The organism is Cryomorphaceae bacterium 1068, assembly GCA_027214385.1.
In the GTDB taxonomy this organism is placed as follows: Bacteria; Bacteroidota; Bacteroidia; order Flavobacteriales_D; family Cryomorphaceae; genus JAKVAV01.
The window spans coordinates 14,549-28,879 of record JAPVXR010000003.1 but is presented as its reverse complement, the minus strand read 5'-3'; the positions used below and the strand labels follow the sequence as shown (position 1 = coordinate 28,879).

Below are 14,331 nucleotides of genomic sequence, written 5' to 3'. Positions count from 1 at the left end.
AAGCCGGTTCGCCGAAAAATAGAACACCCCCGAAAATAAACTCTTCGGGGGCGTTCTCCTGATAAAAACTACTAATTCTATTCAGTCGTGGCGATAGCTGCCTGAGCTGATGCCACTCGTGCAATAGGCACTCTATAAGGTGAACAACTCACGTAGTTCATACCTGAACGATGAAAGAATCCTATAGATTGTGGCTCACCTCCATGTTCACCACAAATTCCGATTTTGAGATTCGGATCAGTTTTTCGGCCTCGCTCAATTCCCGTTTGAACGAGCTGACCTACACCTTCTTGATCCAGTACTTCAAACGGATCGTGTTTGAGGATTCCTTTTTCCAAATAAATGGGAAGGAATTTACCTGCGTCATCTCTGGAATAGCCAAAGGTCATTTGGGTAAGATCATTGGTTCCAAAAGAGAAGAAATCCGCGTGTTCCGCAATTTGGTCAGCAATTAAGGTGGCTCGAGGTATTTCCATCATTGTTCCAATGGTGTACGAAACCTGATCTCCACACTTCCTAAAGACCTTGATCGCCGTTTCTTCTATAATTTTTTTCTGCTGAATAAACTCCTCCAGCGTCCCCACGAGTGGAATCATTATTTCAGGTTTTGACTCTATTCCTTTCTCCATTTTAAGATTTAGAGCAGCCTCGAGGATGGCCTGAGTTTGCATTTCAGTGATCTCAGGATAGGTATTTCCCAACCGGCAGCCACGGTGTCCCATCATGGGGTTAAACTCTTGCAGCTCAGCTATTTTTGACAACACATTAGAAAGTGAAATATGGAGATCCTCAGCAAGCTCTTTTTGTGTCGCCAATTGGTGAGGAACGAACTCATGAAGCGGTGGATCCAATAGGCGAATCGTCACCGGAAAACCTTGCATAGCTTCGAAGATTCCTTCAAAGTCGCTGCGCTGCATGGGTAGGAGCTCTTTGAGTGCCAGTTTACGTCCTTTTACTGTATCTGCCAAAATCATTTCACGCATGATCTTGATCCGATCTACCTCAAAAAACATATGTTCCGTTCTTGCCAGACCGATTCCCTTCGCGCCGAAAGAGCGGGCTATTTGAGCATCTTTGGGAGTATCGGCGTTCGTACGAACGTCTAAACGAGAAAACTTATCGCTTAGGGACATAAGCTCTGCAAACTCACCACTCAACTCAGGTTCCTTGGTTCTGATTTTTCCTTCAAAAATATTACCCGTGCTTCCGTTTATTGAAATCCAATCGCCTTCGTGGTATTCATGATCTCCAACTTTGAGCGTTCGTGTTTTGTAATCAATCTTGAGCGCTCCTGCTCCCGAAACACAACATTTCCCCATACCTCTTGCCACAACGGCTGCATGGGAGGTCATCCCTCCTCGCGCGGTTACAATTCCTTTGGCGACGTGCATTCCCTCTAGGTCTTCAGGAGAGGTTTCCGTGCGAACTAGTATGGTAGACTTAAACTTATCAGCTTCATCGGCAAAGAAGACAATCTTTCCCGTGGCTGCCCCGGGAGAAGCCGGAAGACCCTGTGCGATGACAGTTCCCTCTGCGAGTGCTTCAGGGTCAAAGATAGGATGCAGAAGTTCGTCGAGCTTAATCGGGTCTATCCTGTTGAGGGCGGTTTTTTCGTCAATTAGCCCTTCTTCCAATAGATCCATGGCTATTTTGACCATAGCCGCACCTGTTCTTTTTCCATTCCGCGTTTGCAAAATCCAAAGCTTTCCTTCCTGAATGGTAAACTCCATATCCTGCATATCTCGGTAATGATCTTCGAGCATGTGCTGGTAATCAAATAATTCGCTGTAAAGCTCGGGCATCACTTCTTCGAGTGAAGGGAATTTTTCTTTTCGTTCTTTTTCATCGACTTGAGCCAGTTGAGCCCAGCGTTCAGAACCTAATTTTGTTATTTGCTGAGGAGTTCTCACACCTGCCACCACATCTTCACCTTGAGCATTGAGCAAGTATTCACCGTTAAAAGCATTTTCACCTGTTCCGGCATCACGGGTGAAGCAAACACCCGTTGCTGAGTCGTTGCTCATATTGCCGAATACCATGGCTTGTACGTTTACCGCGGTTCCCCAATCATCCGGATAGCCACTCATTTTTCGGTAGTAGATTGCTCGCGCACCGTTCCAACTATCAAAAACGGCCATGATGGCACCCCACAGCTGATCCCAGGGATCCGTTGGGAATGGCTGACCGCTCCTTTTGGCCACAATGTCTTTGAAATCATAAACCAAATCCTTGAGGTCCGAAATGGTAAATTCGGTATCCAGATCAATTTCTCTCTTTTCTTTTAAGTGATCGATGACTTCTTCAAAAGGATCGAGGTCATCTTTACTCTCGGGTTTTAAACCAAGTACAACTCCGCTGTACATTTGAATGAAGCGCCTGTATGAGTCCCATACAAAACGTTCATTTCCCGTTTTTTCAATCAATCCCTGAACGGACGCATCGTTTAAACCTAGATTCAAAACGGTATCCATCATTCCCGGCATTGAAACACGAGCACCCGAGCGCACCGAAATAAGTAAGGGATTTTTGGGATCGCCGAAAACCGATCCCATGGTTTGTTCAATTTCCGAAATCGCCTGTTCTACGTCAGGTCGAATTCTATCTATAGTGGAATCTTTGCCTTCCTGATTGTATTGGGTGCATATTTCTGTAGTGATGGTAAAGCCCGGAGGCACCGGAATACCTATACGACTCATCTCGGCGAGATTGGCCCCTTTCCCTCCTAGTAGATTCTTGAGCTCTTTGCTCCCATCGGCTTGTTTATTTCCAAACTTGTAAACGCTTAGTGTTAGATCTTGTAAAGTTTCCATGACCTGTGAATTAGTAGTTTTGTGTACACTAAGTTACTGGCTATGAAATCTCTACTCTATGACATAAGTCACTTTCAGAAAAAAGATTTTCGGCGTGTAAAATCGCCCTTTATTAGGGATCAAAATGACCGCCGAATATCTCAAACAAATAGTCGTAATTATTTTTAGCTCTTGCAGAAAATCCATGGATGGGCAAGGCCTTCTCTAATATTTTCAATCCGCGAATAGATGTGTTCGATCTTCGTTTTACCTGTTGTAATTTCCATCCCTGCCTTTCCCTGCTCAAAAACAAATCGCGATTCTGACCAATACAGCTATCTAGAAAGAAAAAACCACAGAGCAGAAAAAAATCTCATTTCTTTCAAAAGCTGAAAAAAGCATGAAGTGTTTTTGGCCGAGAGCAATAATGCAGTGTAGCAAGACATATGGAAGAGGATAACAAATTAGCTAATCTGATAGCTCGATATAAAGCCATTATTACTTCTTGTACTTGGCCTGTAGACCATTGAGAAAATTCCGCAGGTATTGATCCAGGCAGGGTCGGTATGACTTGTGATTGGGATTTCGGAAAAAGGCTCCCAGCTCGTTTTTGGTGATTTGCCTGTTGATCAAAGCGAAAATATCTATCATATCCTCAGTGGTTAGCTCCAAGGCGATCTTGAGTTTACGGAGGATCATATTATTGCTCAAAGGATCTTCGGGCGGTGGTGTTGGCCCATCTCTTTTCCCTCGTTTATCTATGATCAATCCGTTGAGAAAAATGGCCAGTTCTTTATCCTTTATGTCTACCAGTAACGGATCGTCGTCCTTTTTCAACCAGTTGCTTACCTGCTCTCTTGAGACCTCCTGATCGGCCAATTTAAAAAGAGTAATCATCTTTGAATCGTTCAGATCAAATAGGTAGCGCACACGTCTCAATACATCGTTGTTTGTCATCTCAGGGTTTTTTTTCGAATTCGGCCTTATAGCCCACTAAACTAAGTAGAATATAGGGACAGGAAAGCAGCCTATACTTTATATCATTGATATTTGAATACTTTTCAGTCTTTCGTTTTGTGAGGTAAAAGCAGGTATTCATATCTATTTACGTACGCCATACCACGGCGCGAAGAAATAAACTATGAAAATTAAAAACCCTCACAACAAAGACATCGTAGAGAGTACAAAACAACTATGTTTGGATCCTAAAATATCACTTTTGGAATGAAACTTGTCATAGGGCTAAATCTTAAAAACTACTTCTACATGAAAACCACTTTACTATTCTGTTCTATGATTTTGGCAGGGGCCATCATGGGACAAAAAATCAAAACCAACACGGCTAAATCAGATTTCCTTCAATACCCATCAGTTCCTGTTGAGGGAATGAAGTCATTGGGAATTGAGGTTTATACCGCCGACCTTCCTATCAATAAAGACACCCTTCGCCTGTACTTAGGAAATATGGACTTAATGAAGTCCGATATGGAACAAGTTTCTAAGATAGATTTCAAAGCACTCAATGAGGTTTCCATTGTTGGCGGAGAAGGTGATATAACCATCGATCTGGCATTGGGAAAACCCTCTGTTCTTTCTAAAGAGCAAAAGACGTCATCGTGTATGGTCGCCAAAGATGGATGCACTCAATACTACTTTGTGGTAAAGTACAATCTGCCCGCAGTGGTTCGTGCTAAAAATGCCACAGGTGTAGTAGACACTTGGGAATTGAATAGCGACATGGAGCTGCAATTCGGAAACGAACAAATAGAAAAACATGTAAGTACAGATGAGGGCTCGGTTACTTCCATTCAGGTAGTCAACTACACCAGCGAAGCTGATTTAGCACTGGCATTCAATGAAATCGGATCAGCATCAATGACTCGAAAAGCAGTCGTGAAACAATTAGGTAACCTTGCCGAGAGTATTTACCACCACGTCTTTTTCGAAGAAACCAAACTGAAAATGGACATAGCCTATGGTGTGGGTAATGCTGCGGATTATACCGAAACGGAAACCGCTGCCGATAATGCCGTTGCGGCTATAGAAAGTAAGAATTACTCATCGCTGACAGGGCCTGTCAAAATATGGGAATCTTGGCTAGAGCGATACGATGCTGAGAATAAAAAAGCAGCAGTGAATAATAAGGTAGCCCAGGGACTTTACGAAAACTTAAGCATTGGTTACACCTTTATCGGAGAATTTGACAAGGCACGGACCAACTTGGATGAAGCCTTGAAACTGGCGCAAACAGGATCAGTAAACACAAACGAAGTAAACCGTTTGGAAGAATTCCACGAATTCATTGACCAACAGGAAAACGTCAAAAAATACAATAGCTCCCTTGTACTTTCAAAGTTAGTGACCGCTCCGGACATCAAAAAGCTACTTGGAAACAGAAAGGCAAACAAAGACATCAACTTCTTAATTGCGGAAGATAAGTACGCAGAAATTGCTAAAATTCATGGTGCAGGTGCTCCGAAAAAGGACATCAGCGAAATGACTGTGGAGGAGTTTATGAGTCAAGCACCTGCTGAAGGAAGCAGTGGTGATGAAGAAATTTCGCTAGACGGTCGCGTAGAAAACAATATGCTCATTCTAAGCGGATTGGTAGATGGAAACATGAGAGGAAAAGCTCTTCCGCGATCAATATGTGAATATCCCGACATTAAAACAATACGTGCTAGAAACATTGGGCTTACGGCTCTTCCCGATTGCATGGATCAGCTGACAAAACTGGAGAAACTCTATATCAACAGCAATACTTTTACTGAATTGCCGGATGCATTCGGCGCGATGAAGAATCTCGAGGTTTTAGATATTTCCGATAACAATCTGAAAAACATCCCTCCTTCTCTTTTCACTCTGACGGGATTAAAGAAGATTTATATCTCTGGAAATCAATTTTCTGATGAGGATGTAAAGAAACTGGAAGCAGCTCTGTTTGAAACAAGCTTCAAATAGTGAACAACTCTTCATTCCTCAATCTTACTCTCGTGAGATTGAGGAATGAAGAGCCTACTTCTTCTTGATTCTGTCGGCTATTTCCTTTGCATCGAGACAGTATTTGTCATCACCGGTTAAGTTCCACTTCCCGGTTGTATCGATGTAAAAGCGAACGGTTTTTTCCACGACTTGATCATAGCCGCCGTATGATTCGAGCATTTTCTCTACCTCTTCCTGGTAATCGTTCTTACTGATCTTCTCCTTTTTCGTTAAGTCCCACTGGCGATTAATCCGCTTCAATTGCTCTTTGTAAAAAGGATCTTTTGCCTTGTAAGCCATTAAAAACAGCGAAAGTGCTTTTGCTTCGGGTGACGGTTTTTCTACTTTCTTATCCATGTGGTAAACTTGAGTTCAAAATGCGGAGCGAAAGGTAGCGGAAAAACAGGCAATACTAAATTATGGTCGTTCGGTAAATCGCCTTCGGTAGAGTTGGTTTAACTCCTTTCTTGGACAGACAGGGCTATTTTTCTCGCAGCTTCATTTGCGGAGTGAACGGCGCCATCCATGTATCCGGGATAAGCGGAGGCAGTTTCGGAACCCGAAAGAAGTAGCCTTCCTTCCATCAAGGACTGCCGAAAAATAGGATTTCCATTGTTCTGATGTGGATAATGGGATGTTTCTGAAGCCGCGAATGTATAGTTTTCCCTACTCCAAACACACTCTTCAAAGTCGATAAACTCCTCTGCCTTGGCTCCGAAAACACTACGAAGTTGATCCATCACCGCAGTGCGTCTTTCGGCATCACTTAGCTGAGCATATGAAGAATTGACAAACCCACAGAGGGCGTATTGAGATCTCTCCTGATTGCTGTGATCGTAGAATTCGGTAATAGGGCCCGTATTGCTGAAAAGGGTCCCCGATAGGTTCTCTTCTTGCCAAAAAGGGTGTGCATACGACAAAGCCAGCTTTATCGAGTCTTCCATCCAAGTTTGTGTTTGCAAGGCTGTTTGCAACAGCTCCCTCGGCAGTTCAGGCCGGATTGAGATATTCTTCGCCCAAAGCTTTGGTGGCAGACACAGCACAACGCGATCAGCCTCGAAGACCTCTTTAGCTACTACTCTAACTCCATTCTCATGAAATCTGATATCCTTTACGGCTTGATTCAATAGAATCTTATTGTGATCCAATTTTTGAAACAAGGTCCTGATGATTTGCGAAGTACCGCCCGCTATTCGGTAGCTGGGTGGCTGACTCGGAACCTGTATGGATTCGGCGGGTGAAGTTGAGAATGGCTGAAAAAATGCCGTTCCTTTCATGTATTGCTCAAACCCGCCTAGTCCTAGCTCGTCTAAAAGCGCTATAAGGTGTTGGTGTTGATTTCCAAACCACGTGGCTCCCATTTCAACCGGCGTACCGTCGCTGGTAGAAATGGTATTGATTCTCCCGCCCAGCCTCTCGCGAGCTTCTAGTATGGTATATGCCAAGCCCGCTTGATGCAGCCGATAAGCAGTTAATAAACCCGATATACCCGCTCCTACGATGATTGTCATTCTGTGAAAACAATAAAATGATGCTTAAGTTGACGGAAGCACATATTCCTAATCTAAACTTCAACTAGTGCTTGCCGCCTTTGATTTTCATAAACAAGCTAAAAAGGCCTAAGGCAATCGCTCCAACCAGCAAACCGACAAGAAACTCGCCCAAAACAGAAGGCATAAAATCGACGTGGTCATGAATGAAATGGATATTGTGCACAAATATTCCTCCCGCCACTAAGATCATCGCAAGCGTGCCTATTACTGCTAAGCTTCTGATCAATACAGGTAAGGTTTTGACCATGGCTTTTCCCACGGTCATTGCAATACCCGGTTCTCCTTTACTCCGAGCGATCAATAAGAAGCCCGCATCGTCCATTCTCACCAATAGGGCCACAATGCCATACACTCCAATGGTGGCTGCGAAGGCTACCAAGGTTACCACCACGATCTGGACATTTAGCGGTCGATCCAACACCGACCCTAGCGCTATGATCACGATTTCTATGGACAAGATGAAATCGACCAGAATCGCCGATTTAATCTTCTTCTTTTCATAAGCAGCTATTTGTTCCGCCGTCATCTTCGCGGCTTCGGCTTTATGATTGTCCTCCTGTTTATGAAAAAAGTATTCGTAGATCTTCTTGGCTCCTTCAAAACCCAAATACACTCCTCCCACCAGCAAAATGGGAACAATAACTTCGGGTAAAAACGCACTCAAAAGAAAGGTGATGGGCAGAAGAATGAGCTTATTTAGAAATGAGCCTTTGGTGATTTTCCATAAGATGGGGAGCTCTCTTTTTGAAACAAAGCCTGAAGCCTTTTCGGCATTTACCGCCAAGTCATCTGCCAGAATACCTGCCGTTTTTTTTGTAGCGACTTTCGTCATAACCGAAACGTCGTCCATCAGCACGGCTATATCATCAAATAGCGCAAAAAATCCTGATGCCATGAATTAACTTAATAAGTGATATGTGAAATTTATCAACTGACTGCGGTCAAAACTAATGGAATCAATCGGGACGCCCAACCAGCCAATTAATTTCATGTAAACAAAGTATACCTGTATCGTGAAATCATTTGAGGGTCGTGAGCCACACCCAAAATGACAATCTAAGGTTATAGCAGTTGATCGAGTACATAAAGAGGGTTCGATTAAGCTCAATGCTCAAGCTAAGAAACGGGCTGTTTCCGGAAAACGTAAATCGTCAGCTGACCGTGATTTATGTTGAAAGTAACCATCTTCATTTTACCGAGATCACTTGTTTTTTTTCCCAGTAATGCCGGCGGTAGTATTTAGTTCTGATAGAACATTTCTCGAGGGTCGTATAGAAAAGTATTCATCAGTTCTTTGTTGGTCAAAGATTTTGACTTCATCCACAATAGCTGGTGCAACCTCTCCGTGTATTTTCTATTTACTCACAATCTTCTCTTTTTTAAGAATGACAAGATAAGTATACTTTAAATCAATGGGTTCAGAGCTCATTGATTTGCGCTTTGGTTCTATTCAAAATAAAGTTTCTACCAGTGTCTTTGGTCTGTGAGCATGCCATTAATCGATTGAAGCCACGTGATTATTCCCGCGATTTCACCCTTTTTGGCTTGATGTAGTAGATCAGATTGGATTTGGCAGGTAGGTTGCCCATCACCTGATCACCATAAGCCAAGTGGTAAGGAATCCTGATGTACCCCGAGCTTCCGGAGCGGAATTCCTGTAGCGCGTCTTCAAAGCTTTTGAGCATCCTGCCTTCGCCCAGTGTCAATTTGACTTTGACGGATGTGATGTCGCTATTGTCGAACTGGCTGCCATCTTCAAAATAACCGATATACCACACTTCGACTTGATCTCCCTTCATCAGCTTTTTTCCACTTCCCTTCTCTTCCATTGAAATGGAAATCCTCGACTTGTCCATTTCCCAAGCGATAAAGCTTAAGTCTTTTTTAGCTTGCGCATTAAATAATGGAACAAAGCTTTTGCCGATTGTATCGCCGTTCTGGCTTAAGGTGTATCCGTCGTTCATCACACCGCGACGGTCGTAAAAGGTTTCTCCCTTGAATTCGCCTGTTTTGTAATAGTACGATCGCGACTTTTTAATTCCGGGCTCACGGTAGAATGACACATTCATCAACTCACCGGTATCGTAAAATATACTGTCTTGTTGCGCCATCAATAAAGTTGGGCTAGCCAATAGGAGTAGAATTAATTTCTTCATTGTTCGAGTTGTGAGTGAGGATAAATAGTCGCTTCAGTGCTATACGGGCACAGCATGAAGCCTCGAGTGGGCTATTGTTTTACAAACTTCCGAATGAGGGTGTTTTCGTTAGATTTTAGTTTGATCACATAAATGCCTTTCGGCAAATCAGCCACTTGCAGCGTTGATGTGTTTTGAAGGATGGTCTTCATCAGTCTGCCTTTGGCATCGAAAATTTGTATTTCGGTAAGCTCCACCCCATTCTTTTCAATATAGATTTGATCGGAACCCGGATTGGGGTAGACCATTATTTGGTGAGGGGATGAGATATCCGAAGCTTCTCGACTCAAAGGGTTGCCTTGATTAGAGAAAAGTGTATTTCCTTTTGCAACAAAGAGATAGTTGCCCTCGGCACCCAGTGTATAGATATAACCAAACCCCGTCGATCCATTGTTGACAGTAGTCCAATTATCCCCCAAATCGCTCGAAGCATACAAGCCATTGTAGGTACCTGAATAAAGAGAGCCGCCCATTTCAACCATGCTCACTACGGTGGCCCCGAAGGGAATTCCCGAGTCAGCGATCAGCCAGGTTCCGCCATTATCAGTTGACTTAAACAATCCGTCAGAGGTTCCCGTCAGAAACGTTCCGTCAAGCTCAAAAATGCTAAATACCTCCATATCTGACGATAGACCATTGTCCATCAAGGTCCAGCTTGCAGCCTCATCTTCCGACTTGTACAACCCTGCATCGGTGGCAGCGTAGAGATCAGATCCCACGGCCAGGAGTTCGTTTACGGTAGGATTGAGAGGCAGTCCGGTATTGGCAGTGCTCCATATACCTGAATCGAAAGAGTAGACGTATATCCCTTTGGCACGCGCACTCGCATAGAGATAAGGACCTTTCCGCACCAGATCAATGATGTTGTCATTCAAATCCAAGTCTATGTTCAGGTCTATCCACGACTCGCCATTATCTTCAGAGAGATGCACCATGCCGAAGCTGCCCGCATACAAACTGTCATTGAAAAACAACAGCGAATAATAATACCAAGGCTGGATTCCGTTATTGATGGGTGCCCATATATTTCCATTGTCGTCGCTCCTATAGATTCCGCTGCCACCTGTGCCTACAAAGACCATTGACCCATTGGTTTCTACTGAGTAAATACCATTGTTATTCGGTGCTTCAAATACATTCCCAAACTGGCCGAAAGAAGAGCTTGAGAGTACTAAGAACGGTATGAATAAGAAAGACTTGATCTGTTTTTTCATGTTGTTCTGCTGTTTCAATTCAATTTCTGCAAATACTACCATCTATGGTGGTTTCTCATCAATTCTCAAGCCACTTACTTCCTCAATATAATCTTTCGCGAGTCAAAGTTTTTGTCATCATCAGAAACACGGATGATGTACAAGCCGTTGGGCTGGTCATACAAGTCGGTTCGATACGTATCGGTACTGATCACCTCCGATTTTATCAGCACTCCGCCTTGATTGAAAATTTCCAAATTAAAACTCCCGAACTGATTCATCTTGAGCGTTATCTCACCACTTGAAGGATTGGGGTAGACCGACTCAATAAAGGTGAGGTTTTGCATTTTCTTCGTTTCACCCAATTCACCATTATAAGGGCTCAATACAATGGGATAAAAGTTCATGTGAATGTCTTGGCTTGTAGCCAGTTCAATGATGTCCTTTTCCGTGTGGGTGGTGTAGTTGGAATCCAAGGAGGGAGCATCACCCAAAAGCACTACTATTCTTTTGCTCTCAGACTTCCAAAAGCCTTCTTGAAAAGCTTCAAAAATACCGTCGTATACCGACTCGGGAAAGTCACCTCCACCCGTCATTTGAATGGTTTCAATGAATTCCATGGTTCCCTCAAAGTCTGTTTCAAAATTCTGATAATCGTACCAAAGTGCTCCGTCTATGTTTTTGTCGCCGTAAGTGGAAACCGACAAACGAATGTTTTCATATTCCTTCAATGAGTTGAGCACTTGGTCCAACCCTACCCTGATATTACCCAAGTCATCAGCCATACTACTGGTTTTATCAATGATGATCATCAAATCGGTGTGGTCCACGGCATAGTATTCAATGATTTCAGCAATCTCTTTTGCCACAAATTTTGAATTGGCCACCACCTTTAGTCCGCCTCCCGTCTCTCTGGCCAAAGCGTTAAACTGTTCGAGGCATTCAGGAGAAATTGCCATGCTGTCGATCAACTGAGGTACCTCAACACGGATTTCCATGATTGAATCGAATACCACCATTAGGGAATCATTCTCCGCCTTCTTCAACTCGAGTCGTTCGGCTTCGGAGAGCACAGGCCTATCAGGCGATGAGCATGACAATGCCATAAGAACAATCAGCAATAGAATAGGAGTAGTTTTCATAGTCGTCGCATTGTATTTAAAATCAAATGAATAATGCAGATCTCTGCCATCATAATCACCGGATGATATTGGGTTTGACTAATTGGCTATGTAGTAATAGAGATCATCATTTATCTGTTCAAAGTACATGATTTTAAACAGATGACTTGAAGCCTTTTCAATTTCTTCAGAAGTAAATAGATATCCGTATGAGTTATCGAGCAATCCATCCCGTAGCAAATAGATTAAGCCATCTCTGCTGTATATAGCGTACAAGTTCAAATCAGTCATTTGCTCAAGAATGTTCATAGCAGATTTAGTGTATTCATAGTTCTTGATGTATTCTTGACTACTTGACATTGGAAACGGCGACTTATTCGAAATGAAATACTGCCAGTACTGACCGTTTTCGAAATACACCGAGTCTACTCTTTGCAATGACTGCTGAGACAGGACTACTTCGTGAGGTGATTTCTTGATTTCTTTGATGAGCTTCTTTAAATCTTCCTCATGTTCTTTGGCAAATTCCACGGCCTCATGCTTTTCTGAATTTGCGGCAGATAAAAACGTATTGGGCAAGGCCATAGCTTCTTCTACCGTCAACCCATAATACTTGGAGAATGACCCCCAAAAGTAATTGGTGATAATACTGCTTTGTTGAATCTCCCCCATTATCCTTGTCTCACTCACATCAACCGGCCTCGTGTCCCATTTAGAGAATGGCTTGGTGAACTCCAGATAAGTACTCTTATCAATTTCATTCTCATCGACATACTGCACCAAGTAATCGTATATCTGAAAGTCGTATTCCTCGCCATCAGTTGCATCAGTCTGAGCGTAGACCATCTGAGATAAAAAAATTGTCGCTATTAATGGTATCCTCATGTTTTTGATATTAGGCTCATCGGTTTGATTTCACTATGCTTCAATGCAGCTTAGGATATGTCGAGCACAGTTTTTATTCTTCCTTTTGTATTAATTCTCTTAATTCTTCAAGTTGTGTATCCGCTTGCCAAAGCACTTGATTGATATCTCTCTCAATTTTTATGTCGGGTTCTGTTCCGTAGCCATCTAGGGTTTTTCCATTCTTTTGAAAAGAAACCATCGTACTTAATTTTCCGAATATCTTAGAGTTAGGCAAATCAACCCAATCGCTATTTCCGCTTGATCCGTCTGTTGTGACTCCGACAATTTTGATGTTTGGCAAGCCTTTAAAAGAAGAAACAAAAACAGATGCTGCACTGAAAGTCTTTTCGTTGGCTAAAATGTAAACAGGTTTGTTGTAGTAGAAAGCTCGTTTGGTTAACTTCTTACCGTTCAATAACCCAAAATAGTACTCACTGTATTTTTCTTCATCCAATGCATAGATTGGTTGAAAGGTTTTTAGAAATTTAGTGGCTTTTTCTCGTTCTCTTTTATCCAATTCGGAAAGAGGGAATAAAAAACGGCTATGTAAACTCTTCTTGTAACCTTTTGGTAATGGATGCGGACCTCTTTGTTTGGTGGCGTTTACAACATAAATAGAATCAGGATGTATCAAATATTTTGCAAATTCATACAGCAAATCTCGGGTTCCTCCGCTATTGGCTCTTACATCAATAATCAAGGCTTCGCTATCATTTTGGATTGATTGCATAAATGAATTGACCCTGTCAAAAAGCAGAGGGGCTTCGTCTTTGTTGACCATTTCAGGAATCCTGATGTATGCAATGTCCTCTTCTAAACCAAAGAGATTTTCGATGATTTCAGGCTTGTTATAATCTTCGTCTTTTACAAAAAGATAATCTACTTCAAATTTTTCATCCCAAGGTCTTTGCCTCATTGATTTATCAATTATCAAAGCAGTTAAAACAGTGTCATTCTCGAATGCAGCATCCGAAAGTGTCAATGTTATTTCTTTCGGAAGTGGTTTTTTGAGAAGTATATAATTCTTTTCAATATCCCGAATATCTCTTACAGCATATGTGAAATGGGTTTTTTCAGGTGCTTTTATGTTTTCGGGTCTTGTTTTTTGTAGAAAATCGTCAATAGCAATTCCATCAATTTTTTTGAGATAAGGGAATTTCAAATTCAGTATTTCTAACTCTTTATTTTGATTTTTATTCAAAACAATAACTCTCTCTTTTATAGGTGCGTAAATAAATGGCAAAAACAGAGATTCGTTTAAATCATACCCTCTGAATCCATTTAAAGAAGAGTGTCTATCTCCTATTCTCGCTATGGTGTTGGTAATAAATACTCCAAAGTCTTCAAGTCGGGTGGAATCCGATAAGACTTTTAAATAATCTGCAAAATCCGGATTGAAATCATAGCCATTTAAATAAACATAGGAAGATTTTTCATTCAGAGTTTGTGTCAGAAATTCAATGTCTTCAATTATCTCTTTTTTGGATAGCCAATTATTCTGCGCTTGAGAATTAATGGAACACAAACCAATTAGAACTGTAACTAAGGTCTTCAATTTCATTTGGGGTATCTATTTCATTGGGCATAGCACT

At 42.2% G+C, this 14,331-nt stretch carries 11 protein-coding genes; 1 reads left to right on the top strand and 10 read right to left on the bottom strand.

The annotated features are described in order from the left end of the window. Nucleotides 1–77: 77 nt before the first annotated feature. Together ppdK and O3Q51_05130 are read right to left on the bottom strand one after the other, a co-directional pair. Entirely contained in the window at nucleotides 78–2,810 is a 2,733-nt protein-coding gene (ppdK, locus tag O3Q51_05135; protein ID MCZ4408179.1) for a pyruvate, phosphate dikinase, read from the bottom strand. 477 nt (nucleotides 2,811–3,287) lie between these two features. Then, a complete protein-coding gene (locus O3Q51_05130) occupies nucleotides 3,288–3,746 on the bottom strand; it encodes a DUF1456 family protein (GenBank protein ID MCZ4408178.1) in 459 nt (152 codons plus the stop codon). Between the two features lie 309 nt (nucleotides 3,747–4,055). Between O3Q51_05130 and O3Q51_05125 the strand changes: the two genes are divergently transcribed. Further along, nucleotides 4,056–5,750: a leucine-rich repeat domain-containing protein gene (locus O3Q51_05125; GenBank protein ID MCZ4408177.1), complete on the top strand. Its 1,695-nt coding sequence runs from the start codon at nucleotides 4,056–4,058 to the stop codon at nucleotides 5,748–5,750. Nucleotides 5,751–5,804: 54 nt separating this feature from the next. Here O3Q51_05125 and O3Q51_05120 read toward each other — a convergent pair whose 3' ends face one another. The 8 genes from O3Q51_05120 to O3Q51_05085 all read right to left on the bottom strand — a co-directional run bounded on the left by O3Q51_05120 (nucleotide 5,805) and on the right by O3Q51_05085 (nucleotide 14,300). Beyond that, nucleotides 5,805–6,128: a hypothetical protein gene (locus O3Q51_05120; GenBank protein MCZ4408176.1), complete on the bottom strand. Its 324-nt coding sequence runs from the start codon at nucleotides 6,126–6,128 to the stop codon at nucleotides 5,805–5,807. 98 nt (nucleotides 6,129–6,226) lie between these two features. Next, the gene (locus O3Q51_05115) at nucleotides 6,227–7,282 is read right to left on the bottom strand and encodes an NAD(P)/FAD-dependent oxidoreductase (GenBank protein MCZ4408175.1); all 1,056 of its coding nucleotides are present in this window, start codon (nucleotides 7,280–7,282) and stop codon (nucleotides 6,227–6,229) included. Between the two features lie 64 nt (nucleotides 7,283–7,346). Then, the gene (locus O3Q51_05110; protein MCZ4408174.1) at nucleotides 7,347–8,219 is read right to left on the bottom strand and encodes a DUF808 domain-containing protein; all 873 of its coding nucleotides are present in this window, start codon (nucleotides 8,217–8,219) and stop codon (nucleotides 7,347–7,349) included. Between the two features lie 622 nt (nucleotides 8,220–8,841). Next, nucleotides 8,842–9,480 carry an FKBP-type peptidyl-prolyl cis-trans isomerase gene (locus O3Q51_05105; protein MCZ4408173.1) on the bottom strand — a complete coding sequence of 213 codons (639 nt, stop codon included), beginning with the start codon at nucleotides 9,478–9,480 and terminating at the stop codon, nucleotides 8,842–8,844. 71 nt (nucleotides 9,481–9,551) lie between these two features. Then, the gene (locus tag O3Q51_05100) at nucleotides 9,552–10,775 is read right to left on the bottom strand and encodes a T9SS type A sorting domain-containing protein (GenBank protein ID MCZ4408172.1); all 1,224 of its coding nucleotides are present in this window, start codon (nucleotides 10,773–10,775) and stop codon (nucleotides 9,552–9,554) included. 32 nt (nucleotides 10,776–10,807) lie between these two features. Then, nucleotides 10,808–11,854, bottom strand: coding sequence for a T9SS type A sorting domain-containing protein (locus O3Q51_05095; protein MCZ4408171.1), 1,047 nt, complete (start codon nucleotides 11,852–11,854; stop codon nucleotides 10,808–10,810). A 78-nt stretch (nucleotides 11,855–11,932) separates the two neighbouring features. Continuing rightward, nucleotides 11,933–12,718 (bottom strand): hypothetical protein, encoded by a 786-nt coding sequence (locus tag O3Q51_05090; protein MCZ4408170.1) that lies wholly within the window; start codon nucleotides 12,716–12,718, stop codon nucleotides 11,933–11,935. A gap of 73 nt (nucleotides 12,719–12,791) precedes the next feature. Then, a complete protein-coding gene (locus O3Q51_05085; protein MCZ4408169.1) occupies nucleotides 12,792–14,300 on the bottom strand; it encodes a S41 family peptidase in 1,509 nt (502 codons plus the stop codon). Between the last annotated feature and the right edge of the window lie 31 nt (nucleotides 14,301–14,331).

Coding starts and splice junctions, on each gene's coding strand:
- ppdK (MCZ4408179.1), bottom strand. CDS start 2,810: ATGGAAACTTTACAAGATCTAACACTAAGCGTTTACAAGTTTGGAAAT.
- O3Q51_05130 (MCZ4408178.1), bottom strand. CDS start 3,746: ATGACAAACAACGATGTATTGAGACGTGTGCGCTACCTATTTGATCTG.
- O3Q51_05125 (MCZ4408177.1), top strand. CDS start 4,056: ATGAAAACCACTTTACTATTCTGTTCTATGATTTTGGCAGGGGCCATC.
- O3Q51_05120 (MCZ4408176.1), bottom strand. CDS start 6,128: ATGGATAAGAAAGTAGAAAAACCGTCACCCGAAGCAAAAGCACTTTCG.
- O3Q51_05115 (MCZ4408175.1), bottom strand. CDS start 7,282: ATGACAATCATCGTAGGAGCGGGTATATCGGGTTTATTAACTGCTTAT.
- O3Q51_05110 (MCZ4408174.1), bottom strand. CDS start 8,219: ATGGCATCAGGATTTTTTGCGCTATTTGATGATATAGCCGTGCTGATG.
- O3Q51_05105 (MCZ4408173.1), bottom strand. CDS start 9,480: ATGAAGAAATTAATTCTACTCCTATTGGCTAGCCCAACTTTATTGATG.
- O3Q51_05100 (MCZ4408172.1), bottom strand. CDS start 10,775: ATGGTAGTATTTGCAGAAATTGAATTGAAACAGCAGAACAACATGAAA.
- O3Q51_05095 (MCZ4408171.1), bottom strand. CDS start 11,854: ATGAAAACTACTCCTATTCTATTGCTGATTGTTCTTATGGCATTGTCA.
- O3Q51_05090 (MCZ4408170.1), bottom strand. CDS start 12,718: ATGAGGATACCATTAATAGCGACAATTTTTTTATCTCAGATGGTCTAC.
- O3Q51_05085 (MCZ4408169.1), bottom strand. CDS start 14,300: ATGAAATTGAAGACCTTAGTTACAGTTCTAATTGGTTTGTGTTCCATT.